Below are 17,012 nucleotides of genomic sequence, written 5' to 3'. Positions count from 1 at the left end.
CGCCTGACGATCTGTGAACATCACGGGATGGGGATGTGTCCTGCGTCACTCCCTTCACCGGCGGGACGCCGGAGGCGCTGTGACACTTCTGTGAAGCCCGGCGCTGATGACCGTGGGGGCTGTTCGCGCGGCGGTGACGTCGCGCCGGGCGGTCCGCCACGGACTCGGTACGAACGAGGACAGTTCTTGGGCCAGGGAAAGGAACCCCGCCGCGTGCACGCGTACGACGGGGAACTGGGCGTGGCCGTCGCGCGGGCCCAGGACGGTGACGAGGCCGCTTTCGCGGTCGCGTACCGGATCGTGCAGCCCGGACTGCTCGGCTATCTGCGCGGGATCGTCGGCGACGACGCGGAGGACGTGGCCTCGGACGCGTGGCTGGAGATCGCCCGGGACCTCGGGCGGTTCCAGGGCGACGGGGCCGGGTTCCGGGGCTGGACGGCGACCATCGCCCGGCACCGGGCGCTGGATCATCTGCGCAGGCAGAAGGTGCGGCCCCGGTCGACGGCGACGGAGCAGGACGTACTGGATCTGCCCTCCGCGCACAGCACGCACGACCAGGCGCTGGAGGCCATCTCCACCGAGTACGCCCTGGAGCTGGTCCGCGGGCTGCCGCGCGAGCAGGCCGAGGCCGTACTGCTGCGGGTGGTGGTCGGCCTCGACGGCCCCGCCGCCGCCCGCGTCCTGGGCAAGCGGCCGGGCGCGGTGCGCACCGCCGCGTACCGGGGGCTGAAGCGCCTGGCGCAGCAGTTGGGAGTCGAGGGTGTGACGGATGACGGCTCCCGGACGCTGGGGGAGTCGACATGAGCGATGACGCCGGCGGGCCGCCGGACAGGCCGGAGGGCCGGACGAGGAACGGGATCGGACATGGGTGAACGGCAGCGCGGAGACCGGGCCGCATCCGGCCGCCGGGGTGCGCGACCGGGCGACGCCGTGTCCGGACCCGGGCGGGCACACGACGGGGCCGGTCTGGAGGCACTGCTGGCCGCCGCGATCCGCGAAGGCGGTGTCGACGCGGCGGGCGAGCAGCGAGCCGTGGCCGCGTTCCGGGCCGCCCGGGACGCCGGCGAGCACCGGGCTCGCACCCGCCACCGCGACGACTGGCGGCCCCGGGAGCGGCGGGGCGTGAAGCGCTCGCTGAAGGCCACGCTCTCCCTGTTCCTCGCGAGCCTCACGCTGGGCGGGGTCGCGGTCGCCGCGATCGGCACGGCCGGGTCCTCCTCCGACGACGCCGACGGCGGCCACCGGCGCCCGCCCGCCTCTTCCGGCCCGGCCGACGCGCCGGCCGCGGAGCCTTCGGTGACGGAGTCCGTACGTCCGGACCGTCCCGCCACCGCCCAGGACACCGAGGCGCACTGCCGCGCCTACGAGCACGTCAAGGGCAACGGCAAGGCCCTGGAGTCGACCGTCTGGCAGCGCCTGATCGCGGCCGCGGGCGGGGAGCGGAACGTCGCCGCTTACTGCGCCGGGCAGCTGACCGACAGTGAGAAGGGCAACGCCGACAACGCCGACAACGCCGATAACGCCGACAAGGCGGACAAGAACGGTAAGGGCGGCGCTCAGGCCGGGGTCGGCAACCCCAAGGGGAAGAAGCAGTAGCCCCGCCCGACCACCTCATGCGCCCCCTGCATACGCACTAGTGTGTTGCGGCAGAACAGCCCTGTGACGCATGGGACTTGGAAGGGTGACAGGCGATGCCGCTGAGCACCGACGAGCCGGAGTCCATCGGCGCGATAGGCGGCTACACGCTCGTTCAACGCCTCGGCAGCGGCGGCATGGGGGTCGTCTACCTCGCCCGCTCCGCCTCGGGCCGCCACGTCGCCGTCAAGGTCGTACACGCGCAGTACGCGCAGGACGAGGAGTTCCGCACCCGCTTCCGCCAGGAGATCGCCGCGGCGCGGCGAGTCAGCGGGGCGTTCACCGCCCCCGTGGTGGACGCGGACCCGGACGCCGAACTGCCGTGGATGGCGACGCTGTACGTGCCGGGCCGCACTCTGGATGACATCGTTGCCGAGCAGGGCCCACTCGGCGGGCCCGGACTGCGCACGCTGGCCCTGGGGCTGGTGGAGGCGCTGCGGGACATCCACCAGGCCGGTGTCGTGCACCGGGACCTGAAGCCGAGCAACGTGCTGATGGCAGACGACGGCCCGCGCGTCATCGACTTCGGCATCTCGCGGGCGGCCGACAACGAGGCCCTCACCGTGACCGGACGACTCATCGGCACCCCGCCCTTCATGTCCCCGGAGCAGTTCGCCTCGCCCAGGGACGTCACCGCCGCCTCGGACGTCTTCTCGCTGGGCTCGCTCCTGGTGTACGCCGCCACCGGCAACCGCCCCTTCGACGGCGGCAGTCCGTACATGACGGGCTATCAGGTGGTGCACGAGCAGCCGACCCTGAGCGGCGTCGCCGAGCCGCTGCTGGGCGTCGTCGTGCGCTGTCTGGCCAAGGACCCGGCCGACCGGCCTCAACTCGCCGAACTGCACCGGCTGTTCAGGTCCCTGCCGGACGTGGCCGACGCCCCGGCGGTGAGCGCCCCGCCGACCGTGCCGGGACACCGGAGGCGCTCCCGGGGTGCCGGCGACACCACCGCCGCTGGGCGCGCGGGCCGCGGACGCCGCACGCGGCGGCTGGTTCTCCTCGCCGCCGCCCTGGCCGTCACCGGGGTGTCCGTGTCGGCGTACCACCTCATGTCCAGCGCCCGGACCACCGAGGCGGGTCCCGGGGTGAGCGCCTCCGCGTCCTCGCCCCCGGCACTCCCCGACGGCTGGCGGCCCTGGCAGACGAAGCTCACCCGAGCCGTACGGGATGACTCGCAGAGCATCAACGTGGACAGTGTGGACGCCGGCTGTGTGTCCGCCGGATCCGCCCTGTACTGCCCGGGCACCGGCTTCACGGTGGCCCGTCTCGACGCCGCGTCGGGCCGTGTCGCGTGGCGGTACGGCAACAGCGCCCAGGCGGCCGAGCGGCCCCTGGGCGTGCGGGACGGGATCGTGTACACGTACGAGCAACCGGACGAGGTGTACGCGGACCAGCGGGTGATCGCTCTCGACGCCGACACGGGCAAACGCCTCTGGACCCGGGACGTCGACGCGAGCCACCGCGTCGCCCTGTTCGACGGCGGTGTCCTGACGGTGTCGGACACCGCGAACGCGTTCGTCGCCCTCGACCTCACGTCGGGCCAGGAACTTTGGCGCGCCCCGGCCAAGTCGTCGGCGGGCAGCCTCTGTTCCCCGGTGGTCCTCGGCGACGCACCCTACGGCCTGTGCGCCGACGCGAACGACCCCGGCACGGGCCCGGCCGGCTTGTTGCTCCTCGACCCGGACGTCGGAACGGCTCGTGAACTCGACCCGCTGCCCGCGGGCGCGACCCCGCTCGGCACCCTCGGCGGGTGGCCGCTTTTCGTGTTGCCGAAGAGCACCACCGAGTACGAGTCGGACGACGGCCGGGACGAGTCGTACACCACCCTGCTGCGGGTGAACCCGACCACCGGCACCGCCACCAGGATCTTCCTGGAGGGCGCCCCGCGCGGCACGCCCACCGTGATCGACGGGACCGTGTACTTCGCCCGCCCCGACGGAACGGTCACCGCGGTCAAGGCATCCAACGGCGCCCGGCTGTGGCAGCGGGACACACAGATCGAGAACCTGTCGGCTCCGGTGCGCTCGACGGCGTACGGCACCGTCCACTTCGCCAACCGCTACGGCCGCCTCGTCGCCTTGGCCCAGGACACCGGGGCCGTCCGCTGGACCACGGCCAAGCTGGATGATCCGGGCACTTCGGCCGAGAACACGATCCCGAGCGTGCTGCTGGTGAAGGACGCGATCGTGGCCGTGGCAGGTGACACGGCCTTCTCCGTGCGCCCCGATCAGGAGTGAGGGACGACGCGGAGACGGCCGGGGCCGCCACCCCCCACAGGAGAGGCCCCGGCCGTCGCGCGGCACGGGCCGCGCGGCGGCCCGTATCTCCTACAGCGCCATGAGTGCGTTTTCTGTCACACCACGCGCCGTCCCGAGGTGGTTGCATCTTGTACGGACATGGACGAGCAGCGGTTTCAGGTCGTAACGTGCCTTTCGCGCCGGACGGGGAAGGTGACTGATCACGGTGAGCCGTGGCTGAGAAGCCGCGGCGGCTACTGACCATCTACCGAGGAATGCGGGTGCTGGGGGACGACGCGGAGCTGACTGCCGCGGTGCTTGCGGCACAGGACGGGGACGAGACCGCTTTCCGGACTGTGTACCGCGCGGTGCACCCGCGGCTGATCGGGTACGTCCGGACGCTCGTCGGCGAGTACGACGCCGAGGACGTCGCCTCCGAGGCCTGGCTGCAGATAGCCCGTGACCTGGAGCGGTTCAGCGGGGACGCGGACCGCTTCCGCGGCTGGGCCGCCCGGATCGCCCGCAACCGCGCGCTGGACCACATACGGATGCGCGGCCGGCGCCCGGCGATCGGCGGCGACGAGACCGAGCTGACCGGGAAGGCCGCCGAGTCCGACACGGCCGGCGAGGCGATCGAGGCGCTGGCCACGGACAGCACGCTCTCGCTCATCGCCCGGCTGCCGCAGGACCAGGCCGAGGCCGTCGTCCTGCGCGTGGTGGTGGGCCTCGACGCCAAGACCGCCGCGGAGACCCTCGGCAAGCGCCCGGGTGCGGTGCGCACGGCCGCGCACCGGGGCCTGAAGCGGCTCGCCGAACTGCTCGGCGCCCCTCCGGAGGCGGATCCGGAATCGATCGGCGGGCTCGACGCGCTGCCACCCCAGAGAGAACCGCAGGACCGTGCGGTGACGTCCGCGAGTGTGACGCATACGCGTGCGCGGACGCAGAAGGACATGTGATGGCCGACGAGCAGTACAGATGGCTGGACCGCGAAACGGCGGAACTCCTCCTGCGCGGTGAGTCACTGGAAGCTGTCGACCCCGCTGACCACGAACAGGCCGCCCGGCTCGCCGAAACCCTCGGTGCGCTGTCCGCCGTACCCCCACAGGCCGACGACGCCGAACTCCCCGGTGAGGCCGCCGCGCTGGCCGCGTTCCGCAAGGTGCGCGCCGAGAAGGGCGAGCCGGCGGTCGTCTTCGGCGGTGCCCGGCACGGGGCCGCCGACGCGGGCCTGGTCCGGATCGGCGTCCCCGCCGGCACCGACCGGCGTCCCCGCTGGGCCCGCCCGTTGCGCCTGGGCCTGGCCGCCTCGGTGGCCGCCGTCATGGTCGGCGGCGTCGCCGCCGCGGCCGGAATCGGGCTCCTGCCCACCCCGTTCGGCGGTGACGAACCGGCGCCCGGCGCCTCGGTCTCGGCCGCCGTGAGCCCCGACCGCCCCCTGGTGTCGACTCCGCCGAGAGACACCCCGGACGGCGGAACCGGAACGCCCGAGCCGAGCGGGCCCCCGAGCGGCCCCGGCGCCGGCGCACCCCCGCAGAACACCCAGCCCGGCGACAAGGCTCCCGACGAGACCCCCGGCACCGAGCACCACGGGGACGGCTTCCGCAACTGGTGGGGCTCCGTCACCGACGCCTGCCGCGACGTGCGCGCCGGCAAGGAACTGCCCCCCGACCGCCGACGTGCGCTGGAGGGCATGGCGGGCGGCTCCGGGCGCGTGACGAAGTACTGCAAGGCCGTCCTGAACACGGCCGACGGCGACGGTGGGTCCGGCGACTCCGACGACCGCTCCGGCAGGGACAGGGGCGACAGGAGGGGCGACGACGAGCAGGACCGCGGCGGTGACGACGACGGCGGTGGCATAGCGCCCGGCGACACGGGGGGCGACAATCCCCTGCTGCCCGGCCTCACGCCGCTGCAGCCGAAGCGGGCGACGACGACCTCCCCGGAGGCGGAACCGACGCCGTCCTCTCCCGCGCCGACGCCCAGCCCCTCGTACAGCGCCCTTGGCTCCCCTGAGCCTGATTCGGGCCTCTGACCTGCGATTTTGCCGGTGCTGGAGCTTTTCTCGCGGCGAGTGTGACATTTTCGGCCGCCCTGGCGCAGTAATGAATGAGCCGACTGGTCATCGGCCGTCGCACGGAGCCGGGGTTCCCCCCGTACCTACGGCTCGTGCAAACGGCGCGGGCGGGACACGTTCCCCCAGTCCCACCCGCGCCCCACACACCGCTTCTCACCAGTGGACGACGACCTTGTCGCCGTTCCTCACCTGCGCGAACAGACGCGCGATCGCCGCCTCGTCCCGTACGTTGACGCAGCCGTGCGAGGCACCGGCGTAACCGGTGGCCGCGAAGTCCGACGAGTAGTGCACGGCCTGGCCGCCGCTGAAGAACATCGCGTACGGCATCGGCGAGTCATAGAGCGTCGACACGTGGTGCCGCGACTTCCAGTAGACGCTGAACACACCTTCCCGGGTGGGCGTGTACTGCGAGCCGAACCGCACCGGGACCGTCAGGACGGTCCGTCCGTCGATCATCCAACGCAGGGTCCGGCTCGTCTTGCTGATGCACAGCACCCGGCCGGTCATGCAGCGCGTGTCGGGGGCGTCGGCCGGCTGGCCGCCCATCAGATACAGGTCCCACTGGCCCGGCTCCCGCGTCATGTTCAGCAGCCGCTGCCAGGTGACGGCGTCGGTCTCCCCGGTCCGGGGCAGCCCGCGTTTGCCCTGGAAGCCCTTGACCGCCTGCTCGGTCAGGTCGTCGTACGTCCCCGTCGGCCCGTCGAACAGCCAGGCGACCTGCCGCAGCCGGGCCTGCAGCTCACGCACGTCCCGCCCGGTGTCGCCGGGCTTCCACAGGACCTTGGGCTTGGGAGGGATGGGGGAGGGCGTGGACGGCTTGGCGCTGGGGGCGGAGCCGGCCTTGTCGTCGGCCGCCGGGGTACGGGACAGCTCTATGCGCACGGGCGGCGGCTGTCCGCCCTCCGAGCCCGCGGCCTGCACCGTGCACCCGGTCAGCACGCACACTCCGGCGAGCGCGCCTGCCCACGATCTCTCCATGCCCCTGTTACGCATCCAGACCCCCGTCGTCTCACGGCCCGAGCTGTAGGTCACCTGAGATGTTCCCCGCGGGTGACGGGTCGCGAACTTGGCGGCATGGTGGAGATCGGGGCCGAGCAACGCGGGAGGCACACGCATGACGCGCGAGTCGGAGTCCGGACTGCCCATCGAGCCGGTGTACGGGCCGGCGGCGCTCGACGGCTGGGACCCGGCCGAGAAGCTGGGCGAGCCGGGGTCGTACCCCTTCACCCGGGGCGTATACCCGTCCATGTACACGGGCCGCCCGTGGACCATGCGCCAGTACGCCGGTTTCGGCACGGCGGCCGAGTCCAACGCCCGCTACCGGGACCTGATCGCGCACGGCACGACCGGCCTCTCGGTCGCCTTCGACCTGCCCACCCAAATGGGCCACGACTCCGATGCGCCGATCGCGCACGGCGAGGTCGGCAAGGTGGGCGTGGCGATCGACTCGGTCGACGACATGCGGGTGCTGTTCGGCGGGATCCCGCTGGACCAGGTCTCCACGTCCATGACGATCAACGCGCCCGCGGCACTGCTGCTGCTCCTGTACCAACTGGTGGCCGAGGAGCAGGGGGTGAGCGCCGACCGGCTCACCGGCACCGTCCAGAACGACGTACTGAAGGAGTACATCGCGCGCGGGACGTACATCTTCCCGCCGAAGCCCTCCCTGCGGCTGATCGCGGACATCTTCAAGTACTGCCGGGCCGAGATCCCCAAGTGGAACACCATCTCGATCTCCGGCTACCACATGGCCGAAGCGGGCGCCTCACCCGCGCAGGAGATCGCTTTCACCCTGGCGGACGGTATCGAGTACGTCCGTACGGCGGTGGCGGCGGGCATGGACGTCGACGACTTCGCCCCCCGTCTGTCCTTCTTCTTCGTGGCGCGTACGACGATCCTGGAGGAGGTCGCCAAGTTCCGCGCGGCGCGCAGGATCTGGGCACGGGTCATGCGGGAGGAGTTCGGCGCGCGGAACCCGAAGTCGCTGATGCTGCGCTTCCACACCCAGACGGCGGGCGTGCAGCTCACCGCACAGCAGCCCGAGGTGAACCTGGTCCGCGTCGCCGTCCAGGCCCTGTCCGCGGTGCTCGGCGGCACCCAGTCCCTGCACACCAACTCCTTCGACGAGGCGATCGCGCTGCCGACGGACAAGAGCGCGCGCCTGGCCCTGCGGACCCAGCAGGTGCTGGCCTACGAGACGGACGTGACGGCGACGGTGGACCCCTTCGCCGGCTCCTACGTCATCGAGTCGATGACCGACGACGTGGAGGCGGCGGCGGTCGAGCTGATGACGAAGGTCGAGGAACTCGGCGGTGCGGTCGCGGCGATCGAGCGGGGCTTCCAGAAGGGTGAGATCGAGCGCAACGCGTATCGGATCGCCCAGGAGACGGACTCCGGCGAGCGGGTGGTCGTAGGCGTCAACCGCTTCCGCCTCGACGAGGAGGAGCCGTACGAGCCCCTCCGCGTCGACCCGGCCATCGAGCGCCAGCAGGTGGAACGTCTCGCCAAGCTGCGGGCGGAGCGGGACCAGCGGGCGGTGGACTCGGCCCTCGCGGCCCTGAAGAAGGCCGCCGAGGGACAGGACAACGTGCTGTATCCGATGAAGGAGGCGCTGCGGGCCCGGGCGACGGTCGGGGAGGTGTGCAACGCGCTTCGGGAGGTGTGGGGGGCCTATGTGCCGAGCGACACGTTCTGAGCGGCCTGGCCGACGCGGGCCAGGTAGTCCGTGAGCCCGGCCGCCCGGTCACCGGCCCAGCCGACGTAACCGTCCGGCCGTACGAGAAACAGCCCGGTCCCGTACGTCCCCAGCCCCGCCCCGCCGACGACCCGCACCGACTCCGGAACCCGAGGGGCCGGGGCGCCGATGGCCAGCAGCGTCCAGTGCGGCCCGCGGAAGGCGTCGAAGAGGCGTACGCCGTCCAGCGTGCCGTCGGGTGCGCGGTCGCCCGCCCGCACCGGGCCCGGGGCGTCACGGGTCTCCCTCGTCAGTGTCGAGTCCCGGTAGCCCAGCCCGAGTTGGTGGGTTGCCGCGCCACGCCGTACCTCACCGCGGTGCACGCTCGTCGACAACCCCAGCATCTCCGCCGCGACGGCCCGCCGCTCCTCCTCGTAGGTGTCGAGCAGTTCCTCGGCCGCCCCCTCCCGTAGCACCGCGCCCAGCTTCCAGCCGAGGTTGTAGGCGTCCTGCACGCTGGTGTTGAGCCCCTGCCCGCCGGCCGGCGAGTGCACATGCGCCGCGTCGCCCGCGAGGAACACCCGGCCGTCGCGGAAGCGGTCCGCCAGGGCCGCCCGCGGGCGGAAGTCCGAGGCCCAGCGCACTTCGGTCACGTCGTCGGGGGCGAGGTGCGAGCGGTCGGCGACGAGTTCGCGGATGCCGTCGAGGGACAGGTCGGGATCGGTGCCCTCGGGGAAGCGGGCGGTCAGCTGGAAGTCCTCGGTGCCGGCGAGCGGGCAGATCGCGAGGTAGTCCTCGCCCTCGCGCGGCGGGAAGAGGTGCCAGTTGTCGCGGTCGAGGCCGGTGATCCGTACGTCCGCCACAAGCGTCGGGCTCGGATCCACCGTCTCCCCGGTCATGCCGATGCCCAGCGCCCGGCGCACGGCCGAACGGCCCCCGTCGGCGGCGACCAGGTAGCGGGCGCGGATCTGGTCCCCCGAGGCGAAGTGCGCGGTCACGCCCGCCGGATCCTGCTCGACCGAAGCGACCTCGCGGCCGAACTCGACCCGCCCTCCGAGTTCCACCAGCCGGGCGAAGAGGATCTCCTGGGTGCGCCACTGCGGCACCATCCACGGCCTGTTGTACGGCGCGTCCTCCGTCGCCTCGACCGGGTCGAACATCTGGTGCTCGCCCGCCCGTCGGCCGTCCTGCCAGATCATCCCGACCGGGTAGCCGCCGCTGGCCGCGCGGATCGCGTCCAGCACGCCCAGGTCGTCGAAGACCTCCATCGTGCGCGGCTGGATGCCCTTGCCGCGTGAGCCCGGGAACAGCCGGTCCGCCCGCTCCACCACCAGGGCGTCCACACCACGCCGGGCCAGGTCCACACCGAGGGCCAGTCCGGTGGGGCCCGCGCCGACGATCAGCACGTCCGTGGAAACAGTCATGATCCACTCTCCTTAACGCTGTTAAGTTCCGTTGATGACGAGAGTGCCCTTAACGCTGTTAAGCTGTCAAGTGTGAGCACGGAACGCCGAGCGCCCCTCGACCGCAAGCGGGTCGCGGACACCGCCCTGAAGCTTCTGAACGAGGTCGGTCTGGACGGGCTGAGCCTGCGCGCCATCGCCAAGGAACTCGACGTCAAGGCGCCCGCCCTGTACTGGCACTTCAAGGACAAGCAGGCGCTGCTCGACGAGATGGCGACCGAGATGTACCGCCGGATGGCGGCCGGGACGTCGCTCGATCCCGGGGACACCTGGCAGGAGCGGCTGCTGAAGTCCAACCGTGGTCTGCGCACGGAGCTGCTCCGCTACCGCGACGGCGCCAAGGTGTTCAGCGGCTCACGCTTCACCGCTCTGGAGCACGCCGGGCAGATGGAGGAGAACCTGCGCCTGTTCACGGCCGCCGGGTTCACCCTCGCCCAGGCGGTCCGCGCGACCCAGACGACGTACCTCTACACCCTCGGCTTCGTCACCGAGGAACAGGGCGTCCAGCCGCTGCCGGGCGAGCGCCGCGAGGGCTTCGACGTAGCAGAACGCGCCCGCCTGATGGCCGACTTCCCTCTGTCGGCCAAGGCGGGCGCGGAGCTTTTCCAGGATTTCGGCCAGCACTTCGAGGAAGGGCTGGCCCTGATCATTTCAGGGATCGAGGCACACTACGACGCCGGCTGACGAAGCGCCCCAAAGGGGCGCGGGGAACTGCGCGACCAGCCACGACGGCGCAGCAGCCGAAGGACGACACAGCGCGGCACTACCCGCGGAGCGCCCTGCGCGCCGCCCGGGTCACAATCGGCGGCAACAGGTCCCGGCCGATGCGCCGCGCGAGCGACGGCCGGCGCTTCGGGGCGGCCGGAACCACCGGCTCCGGCTCCTTGTAGTAGCGGGAGCGCGGGAAGTCCGGCGGCTGCATCCCCTTCTTGGCGCGGGTGCGCACCAGCCGGTGCCCGGCGGCCTCCTGGATGCTCAGCCCGACGTCCGTGCGCTCCCGGATCATGGTGAGCAGCTCCTCCTGGACGGGCCCGGGGTCGCCCCAGGTGCCGTACAGCTTCTGCGTGCTGAGGCAGATCGGGCGCAGCCCGCGGTTGAGGACGGCCTCCCAGGTGGCGACCGAGACGCCCGGGGTGTGCTCCGAGCGGAAGTCGTCGAGGACGACGATGCCGTCGGGCAGCAACAGGTCGTGCGCGGCGCCGATGTCGTCGCGGACGTGCTCGTACAGGTGCGAGGCGTCGATGTGGAGGAAGCGGCAGCTGCCGGGGTCGACCTCCTTCGAGATCAGGGAGCTGGGGCCCTGGATCACCTTCGGGAGGGTGTCGTGGAAGGCGAGGTAGTTCCGCTCGAAGGCCTGCCGGGTGAGGGACCCGTACGACTTGTTGTGCTCGGCCCGGTTCGCCCCGTCGGGAGCGTCGCTCTCGAACAGGTCGCACACCGTGAACTTCTCGCCGTCCCCCAGGTGCTGACCCAGCAGGATCGCGCTTTTGCCCATGAAGACGCCGAGTTCCACCAGGTCTCCGGGTTGCCCCAGTCTTTCCTGCCGGTCCAGGAACCAGGTGAAGAGCACCTGGTCCAGTGGGGGGAACCAGCCAGGGACGTCCTTGAGTTCTCCGGGATCCGCGGAGATCTGCTGTGGATTTGCCATGAAGCGAGCCTGCTCAATCAGTGCCGGGCAATCTATCTGCGGACTGAACGTCAGGTGAACAAAATCCCCCAAACGGACAGCCCTGCGGCCACCAGCGTAGGGGGACGAACCCCCTCAGCGCGTCTTGGCGAGCGCGGTTCGCAGCCGCGGTGTGAGTGGCTTCTCGACGAAGCGGTGCAGCAGCCAGGCCAGCAGCAGCATCGCGGCGACCGTCAGGATGAACGTCAGCCCCGACGATACGTACATCTCCTTGTGGAGCGCGTGTATCACCACCCAGCCGAGGTGCTCGTGGACCAGGTAGAAGGGGTACGTCAGGGCTCCGGCCACGGTCAGCCAGCGCCAGTTCGCCCAGTTCAGCCAGCCCAGCGCGATCGCGGCGACGGCCACGAAGCCGAACGTCACGATGGCCACGATCACCAGCTGGGAGCGGTTGGCGAAGGCGTCCGGGCTGGGCGCGCGCCACAGGCTCTCCACCACGGTGTGCTGTCCGATCAGCCAGCTCACCGCCACGATGCCCCAGCCGTAGACGTCCTTGCGGTCGCGGTGGATGAGGTAGAGGCCGACGCCGCCGATGAAGAAGGGCGCGTACTCGGGCATCAGCACGATGTCGAGGAATGGTTCCTTCGCACCCTTCGCGATCGCCGCCAGCAGCGTCCAGCCCGCGCAGAACATGATCACCCGCTGCCGGGTCGCCCCCGGCAGCACGACGCACAGCGCGAACAGCGCGTAGAAGCGGACCTCGGCCCACAGAGTCCAGCAAACGCCGAGCACCCGGTCCACGCCCAGCGGATACTGAAGCATCGTCATGTTGACCAGGGTCTCGCTCGGCGACAGCGCCTTGTAGGTGACCATCGGCAGGGCGAACACGGCCGTCACGATCAGGATCGCGGCCCAGTACGCGGGCAGCAGCCGGGAGGCACGCGAGGCGAAGAACGACTTCAGGGGCCGGCCCCAGCCGCTCATGCAGATCACGAAGCCGCTGATGACGAAGAAGATCTGGACGCCGAGACAGCCGTAGGAGAACCAGGTGTGGAGGGTGGGGAACTGGTGCTTGGCCGAGCCGCCCCAGGCCGTGGTGACCTCTCCGCCCCGGCCGCCGTAGTGGTAGGCGGCCACCATCAGGGCGGCGACGAGCCGCAGGCCGTCGAGGGCGCGCAGTCGGGTTTCGCGGCGTTTCGTCCGTTCTGGCTTCCGGTCCGGGACTGGGGCCGTCTCGGACGCGGGTCGGACGGTCATGCTGGTCACGAAATTCCCCTCGACGGGTTCTCCTGTGGGTGGCCCCAGCACATTAGTCCGAATCACAGACTAGCCTTGGTTGACGCGGCTACGATTATCCGTCTGGTTGCAGGGAGTTCACCTTCAGGTCGTTTTGACTTCCTAATTTTTTCCTCCATCCCCCCACGGATGCGCAAACAGTTTCAAGATCCCCCCACTTGCCTGTACACGGCAGCAAACATGAAGCATTGGCTTGGCAAAAAAACAGGAGCGCCATGACGAGGGTCCAGAACAGACGGGCACGTGCGCGTGGGGGGGAGCTGGACGACTGCTTGCGCGCGTGCGCTGTACACAGCGGCAAACTCGTCGGAAGCATCGACCGCCGCCGCATCGACCTCTCCGAGCAGTTGCGGAAGCTGCTGGTGGTGTGGGGAACAACACCCGCCGCGACGGCGCCCGCCCCGGCGTCCGGTGCCACGGCGCTGCTCAAGCGTGCGGTCAAGGGTTCGGCGGCGGCCCCCAGCGGCGGCATCGCCCCTGAACTGCTCGACGCCCTGCTCGCCGTCGCCAACCAGGCACTCAAGTGCGGCTACGACGACGAGCTCAACCTCGCCCTGGTGATCAGCGACACCGTGCTGGCCCACCGCAAGAACTCCCGCGCCGGCTGGCGGCTGCGTGCCCGCCTGCTGGAGGCCCTCGGCGAGGAGACCGAGGCGCAGGAGGCCTACGAGCGCTACCTCGGCCTCACCGACGAGGACGGCTTCGGCGTCACCGCGAAGATCGCCGGCCTGAAGGTCGCCGCCGACCGCGAGCGGCAACTGCTGGAGCTGCTGAAGCGTCAGGTCCCGGGCGCCGAGGCGTTCGCCCGCGGCAACCCCACCGAGATCTGGGCCGAGGGCCTCACCGCGCACGCCCTCGGTGACTGGGCCGCGGCCGAGCCCCGCATGGTCGGCGCGCTGCTCGCGCTGGCGGACGACGGCGCCCCCGTCGCCGACCGCCAGGACCTGCTCAGCCAGTACCTGGACCTGCGTGTCACCGTCGACAGCGATGTCACCGCGCTCACCGAGGTGCTCGCGCTCTACGCCGAGCAGCGCCGCAGCCGGATGCGCGGCCCGGTCGCCGACCCCTCGATCGGCGGGGTGAAGTGGATCAGCCTGGGCGAGTTCCGTAACCGGATCGCCGGCAAGTCCGTCTGCCTGATCGCCAACTCCGGCCGGGTCGGCGCGAGTTCGATGGGCGCCGAGATCGACGCGTACGACATCGTGGTGCGCTTCAACTCGTACAAGATCGACCCGAAGCACACCGGCAGCCGTACCGACATCCACGCCACGATCCACAAGCACGGCTTCAACTGGGAGAAGCCGGTCGACACCCGGCTCGTCTTCGGCGGCATCTCCGGCGACTGGAAGTGGTCGCTGCGCAACCGGCTGGTGCCCGGCGCGCAGACCCACCTCGGCGACGAGTCGCTGCGCTGGCCCGTGCGCAACATCGGCCGGCTGTCCAGCGACCAGTGGTCCGGCATCCCGACCACCGGCTTCAACATGCTGTTCCTGCTGGACTTCCTGGACGTCAGCCCCACCCTGGACCTGATCGGCTTCGACTTCTACGAGAGCGGCGCCTACCGCGTCCAGGAAGCGATGAAGCTCGCCATCACGTCCGTCCACGAGTACACCAGCGAGAAGGCATGGGTCATGGAGCGGGCCCAGAGCGTGACCGACATGAGGATATCCCTGCGATGACGACGACTTCCCTGACCGGGGCCCCCACCGAGGCCACGCACTCCGCGGCCGACCTCACCGGCAAGCGGCGGATCGCCTTCGCGTCCTACGTCGACGAGAACTACCTGCCCGGCTTCCTCGTCCTGCTGCGCAGCCTCGCGCTGTCCAACCCGAGCGTGTGCGAGGACTTCGTCGTTCTCTACGACGACCTGCGCCCCGGCTCGATCGCCAAGATCCGCGCCCTGCACCCGCGCATCGTGCTGCGCCGCGTCAACGACGCGCACTACGACTCGTACAAGAAGGGCGACCAGGACAACTACCTGGTCCGCAAGGCGTACTTCATCCTCGATGTCTTCCGGATGCGTGAGTACGACACCGTCATCACGCTCGACACCGACATGGTCGTCCTCGGCGACCTGGGCGAACTGCTGAAGCTGCGCGAGGGCCTGGCGGCCGTGTCGCAGTTCTTCTACGGGCAGCACAAGCTCAACTCGGGTCTGCTGGTCATCCAGCGCGAGTACCTGAGCGACGAGTTCTGCGCCAAGCTCGACGCGACCGGACGCAGCGGCGACTACGAGCTGGACAAGCACGACCAGGGCATCCTGAACGCGGTGCTCGACGGCGACTTCATCCGCCTCGACGCGCGCTACAACTTCGTCAAGCGGCGGCTCTCCGGCGACCTGCCCGTCCCCGAGGACACCGCGATCCTGCACTTCACGGGCCGTCACAAGCCGTGGCAGGGCGGCGAGTCCGGGTACAGCCTGGCCGAGGAGAAGTGGCGCGAGTACGAGCTGGACGACGCCGACTTCCACGCCGCCTACCTCTCCTCCTCCGGCGGCCTCCACCACGACCTGGTCGTGCACTACGGCACCCCGCACGTCGCCCGCACCGGTGACGTCGAGACCGCCCGCAAGGTGGCCGCCGCGCACATCGCGAAGGGCAACTACCAGGACGCCGTGGACATCATGGAAAGCGTCCGCATCCCGCTCGACGCGGCCTGGCCGCACGAGGTGCTCGGCCACGCCCTGATGAGCGTCTCCCGCTACGACGAGGCCAAGGCGCAGCTGCTGATGGCGACGGCCGCCCCCAACCGGGCCGCCACCGCCTACGCCCGGCTCGCCCAGGTGGCCTGGGTGCACGGCGACAACGCCTCGGCGCTGAAGTACGCGACGAGCGGCCTGTCCGTCGACATCACCCACCGCTCCAGCCGCCTGTGGGCGCAGCGCGCGTCCGCCGTCCCCTCACAGGAGCAGGGCTCCGCCGAGGACCAGCTCGCGCACGTCGCCTTCTACATGGACCGGCAGGGCAACGCGGGCGACAAGCTGCTCCCGGAGAGCGTCCGCAGCGCCTTCGGACCGGACACCACCTCCCGCCGCTGGCACTCCGTGCACGCCCACCGGCTGTTCGACGAGGCGGCGCTGGAGCGCGTCAACGCCCGCCGCGGCCTGGTCATCGGCGGTGGCGGCCTGTTCATCCCGGACACCATGCCGAACGGCAACAGCGCCTGGCAGTGGAACGTCCCGGACGACCTGATGCGCCGCATCGACGTCCCCGTAGCGGTGTACGCCGTCGGCTTCAACGCCTTCGACGGACAGTCCTACCGGGCCAACCGCTTCCGCGACTCGCTCCGCCTGCTGGTCGAGAAGTCCTCCTTCTTCGGGCTGCGCAACCACGGCTCGATCGAGAAGGTGCGGTCCATGCTCCCGGCCCACCTGCACGACAAGGTGCGCTTCCAGCCGTGCCCGACCACGGTGACGCGCCAGCTCGTGCCCGGCTGGCAGGACCCGGCGACCCGCGACGACACCATCCTGATCAACGCCGCCTACGACCGCGCGGGCCTGCGCTTCGGCCATGACTACGCCTACTTCCTGGCCCAGATGGCGAAGGCCGTACGGGACTTGGGCGAGCTGGCCGAAGTCCAGTGCGTGGCCCACTCGCTCGACGACGAGAAGATCGTCTTCGACCTGCGCCGCGAGCACGGCATCTCGATGCCCGTCATCCCGATGTACGACTTCGACAACGACGGCATCCGGGACCTGTACGCCCGCACCAAGCTCGTGATCGGCATGCGCGGCCACGCGGGAATGATCCCGTTCGGCTGCGGCACACCCATCATCAGCCTGATCTCGCACCCGAAGATGGCGTACTTCCTGCGCGACATCGAACGGCCCGAGTGGGGCGTCTCCGTCCACGACCGCAACCTCGCCGCGGTCCTCGTGGAGCGCTCCAAGGACCTGCTCAAGGACCACGCGGCGACGGTTGCCGACGTACACGGCCGGCAGCAGGAACTGTGGAAGGTCACCGAGGCGAACGCCGCCGATCTGCGCGTGATCCTCGGCGGCTGATCC

General features: G+C 70.8%; 13 protein-coding genes. 9 read left to right on the top strand and 4 right to left on the bottom strand.

Translation table 11 applies throughout. The features are described from left to right. The first annotated feature begins 186 nt into the window (after positions 1-186). From ACTWQO_RS26935 to ACTWQO_RS26915, 5 genes are all read left to right on the top strand, one after another. Positions 187-804, top strand: coding sequence for an RNA polymerase sigma factor (locus tag ACTWQO_RS26935; RefSeq protein WP_443239943.1), 618 nt, complete (start codon positions 187-189; stop codon positions 802-804). A gap of 60 nt (positions 805-864) precedes the next feature. After that, entirely contained in the window at positions 865-1,596 is a 732-nt protein-coding gene (locus ACTWQO_RS26930) for a hypothetical protein (RefSeq protein ID WP_443239942.1), read from the top strand. Between the two features lie 95 nt (positions 1,597-1,691). After that, a complete protein-coding gene (locus ACTWQO_RS26925; RefSeq protein WP_443239941.1) occupies positions 1,692-3,872 on the top strand; it encodes a serine/threonine-protein kinase in 2,181 nt (726 codons plus the stop codon). A 281-nt stretch (positions 3,873-4,153) separates the two neighbouring features. After that, positions 4,154-4,828 carry an RNA polymerase sigma factor gene (locus tag ACTWQO_RS26920; RefSeq protein WP_443240017.1) on the top strand — a complete coding sequence of 225 codons (675 nt, stop codon included), beginning with the start codon at positions 4,154-4,156 and terminating at the stop codon, positions 4,826-4,828. Then, a complete protein-coding gene (locus ACTWQO_RS26915; protein ID WP_443239940.1) occupies positions 4,828-5,904 on the top strand; it encodes a hypothetical protein in 1,077 nt (358 codons plus the stop codon). Before ACTWQO_RS26920 ends, ACTWQO_RS26915 begins: the two co-directional genes overlap by 1 nt. A 195-nt stretch (positions 5,905-6,099) precedes the next feature. Here ACTWQO_RS26915 and ACTWQO_RS26910 read toward each other — a convergent pair whose 3' ends face one another. Further along, the gene (locus ACTWQO_RS26910) at positions 6,100-6,924 is read right to left on the bottom strand and encodes a L,D-transpeptidase family protein (protein WP_443239939.1); all 825 of its coding nucleotides are present in this window, start codon (positions 6,922-6,924) and stop codon (positions 6,100-6,102) included. Between the two features lie 136 nt (positions 6,925-7,060). Between ACTWQO_RS26910 and ACTWQO_RS26905 the strand changes: the two genes are divergently transcribed. After that, complete coding sequence (locus ACTWQO_RS26905) at positions 7,061-8,641, top strand: acyl-CoA mutase large subunit family protein (RefSeq protein ID WP_443239938.1); 1,581 nt, start codon at positions 7,061-7,063, stop codon at positions 8,639-8,641. Here the strand turns inward: ACTWQO_RS26905 and ACTWQO_RS26900 are convergent. Then, positions 8,617-10,044 carry an FAD-dependent oxidoreductase gene (locus ACTWQO_RS26900; protein WP_443239937.1) on the bottom strand — a complete coding sequence of 476 codons (1,428 nt, stop codon included), beginning with the start codon at positions 10,042-10,044 and terminating at the stop codon, positions 8,617-8,619. The two genes, ACTWQO_RS26905 and ACTWQO_RS26900, sit on opposite strands and share 25 nt — an antisense overlap. A 72-nt stretch (positions 10,045-10,116) precedes the next feature. Between ACTWQO_RS26900 and ACTWQO_RS26895 the strand changes: the two genes are divergently transcribed. After that, entirely contained in the window at positions 10,117-10,767 is a 651-nt protein-coding gene (locus ACTWQO_RS26895) for a TetR/AcrR family transcriptional regulator C-terminal domain-containing protein (RefSeq protein ID WP_443239936.1), read from the top strand. A gap of 79 nt (positions 10,768-10,846) precedes the next feature. On the opposite strand, the gene ACTWQO_RS26890 is transcribed toward ACTWQO_RS26895, so the two are convergent. Both ACTWQO_RS26890 and ACTWQO_RS26885 read right to left on the bottom strand, forming a co-directional pair. Beyond that, positions 10,847-11,731, bottom strand: a complete 885-nt coding sequence (locus tag ACTWQO_RS26890; protein ID WP_443239935.1) for a class I SAM-dependent methyltransferase — start codon at positions 11,729-11,731, stop codon at positions 10,847-10,849. 114 nt (positions 11,732-11,845) lie between these two features. Continuing rightward, entirely contained in the window at positions 11,846-12,967 is a 1,122-nt protein-coding gene (locus ACTWQO_RS26885; protein WP_443239934.1) for an acyltransferase family protein, read from the bottom strand. A 254-nt stretch (positions 12,968-13,221) separates the two neighbouring features. Between ACTWQO_RS26885 and ACTWQO_RS26880 the strand changes: the two genes are divergently transcribed. Together ACTWQO_RS26880 and ACTWQO_RS26875 are read left to right on the top strand one after the other, a co-directional pair. Further along, the gene (locus ACTWQO_RS26880; RefSeq protein WP_443239933.1) at positions 13,222-14,685 is read left to right on the top strand and encodes a glycosyltransferase family 29 protein; all 1,464 of its coding nucleotides are present in this window, start codon (positions 13,222-13,224) and stop codon (positions 14,683-14,685) included. Further along, positions 14,682-17,009: a glycosyltransferase gene (locus ACTWQO_RS26875; RefSeq protein ID WP_443239932.1), complete on the top strand. Its 2,328-nt coding sequence runs from the start codon at positions 14,682-14,684 to the stop codon at positions 17,007-17,009. Before ACTWQO_RS26880 ends, ACTWQO_RS26875 begins: the two co-directional genes overlap by 4 nt. The last annotated feature ends 3 nt before the right edge of the window (positions 17,010-17,012 follow it).

The sequence above is a fragment of the Streptomyces sp. 4N124 genome, assembly GCF_052245395.1.
GTDB lineage: Bacteria > Actinomycetota > Actinomycetes > Streptomycetales > Streptomycetaceae > Streptomyces.
The sequence above is the reverse complement of the archived record's forward strand: the minus strand, read 5'-3'. Positions and strand labels throughout refer to the sequence as shown.

Bases quoted from the DNA above. Each gene is read 5' to 3' on its own strand.
- ACTWQO_RS26930 (WP_443239942.1), top strand. From the start codon at position 865: ATGGGTGAACGGCAGCGCGGAGACCGGGCCGCATCCGGCCGCCGGGGT.
- ACTWQO_RS26925 (WP_443239941.1), top strand. From the start codon at position 1,692: ATGCCGCTGAGCACCGACGAGCCGGAGTCCATCGGCGCGATAGGCGGC.
- ACTWQO_RS26915 (WP_443239940.1), top strand. From the start codon at position 4,828: ATGGCCGACGAGCAGTACAGATGGCTGGACCGCGAAACGGCGGAACTC.
- ACTWQO_RS26910 (WP_443239939.1), bottom strand. From the start codon at position 6,924: ATGGAGAGATCGTGGGCAGGCGCGCTCGCCGGAGTGTGCGTGCTGACC.
- ACTWQO_RS26905 (WP_443239938.1), top strand. From the start codon at position 7,061: ATGACGCGCGAGTCGGAGTCCGGACTGCCCATCGAGCCGGTGTACGGG.
- ACTWQO_RS26900 (WP_443239937.1), bottom strand. From the start codon at position 10,044: ATGACTGTTTCCACGGACGTGCTGATCGTCGGCGCGGGCCCCACCGGA.
- ACTWQO_RS26890 (WP_443239935.1), bottom strand. From the start codon at position 11,731: ATGGCAAATCCACAGCAGATCTCCGCGGATCCCGGAGAACTCAAGGAC.
- ACTWQO_RS26885 (WP_443239934.1), bottom strand. From the start codon at position 12,967: ATGACCGTCCGACCCGCGTCCGAGACGGCCCCAGTCCCGGACCGGAAG.
- ACTWQO_RS26880 (WP_443239933.1), top strand. From the start codon at position 13,222: ATGACGAGGGTCCAGAACAGACGGGCACGTGCGCGTGGGGGGGAGCTG.
- ACTWQO_RS26875 (WP_443239932.1), top strand. From the start codon at position 14,682: ATGACGACGACTTCCCTGACCGGGGCCCCCACCGAGGCCACGCACTCC.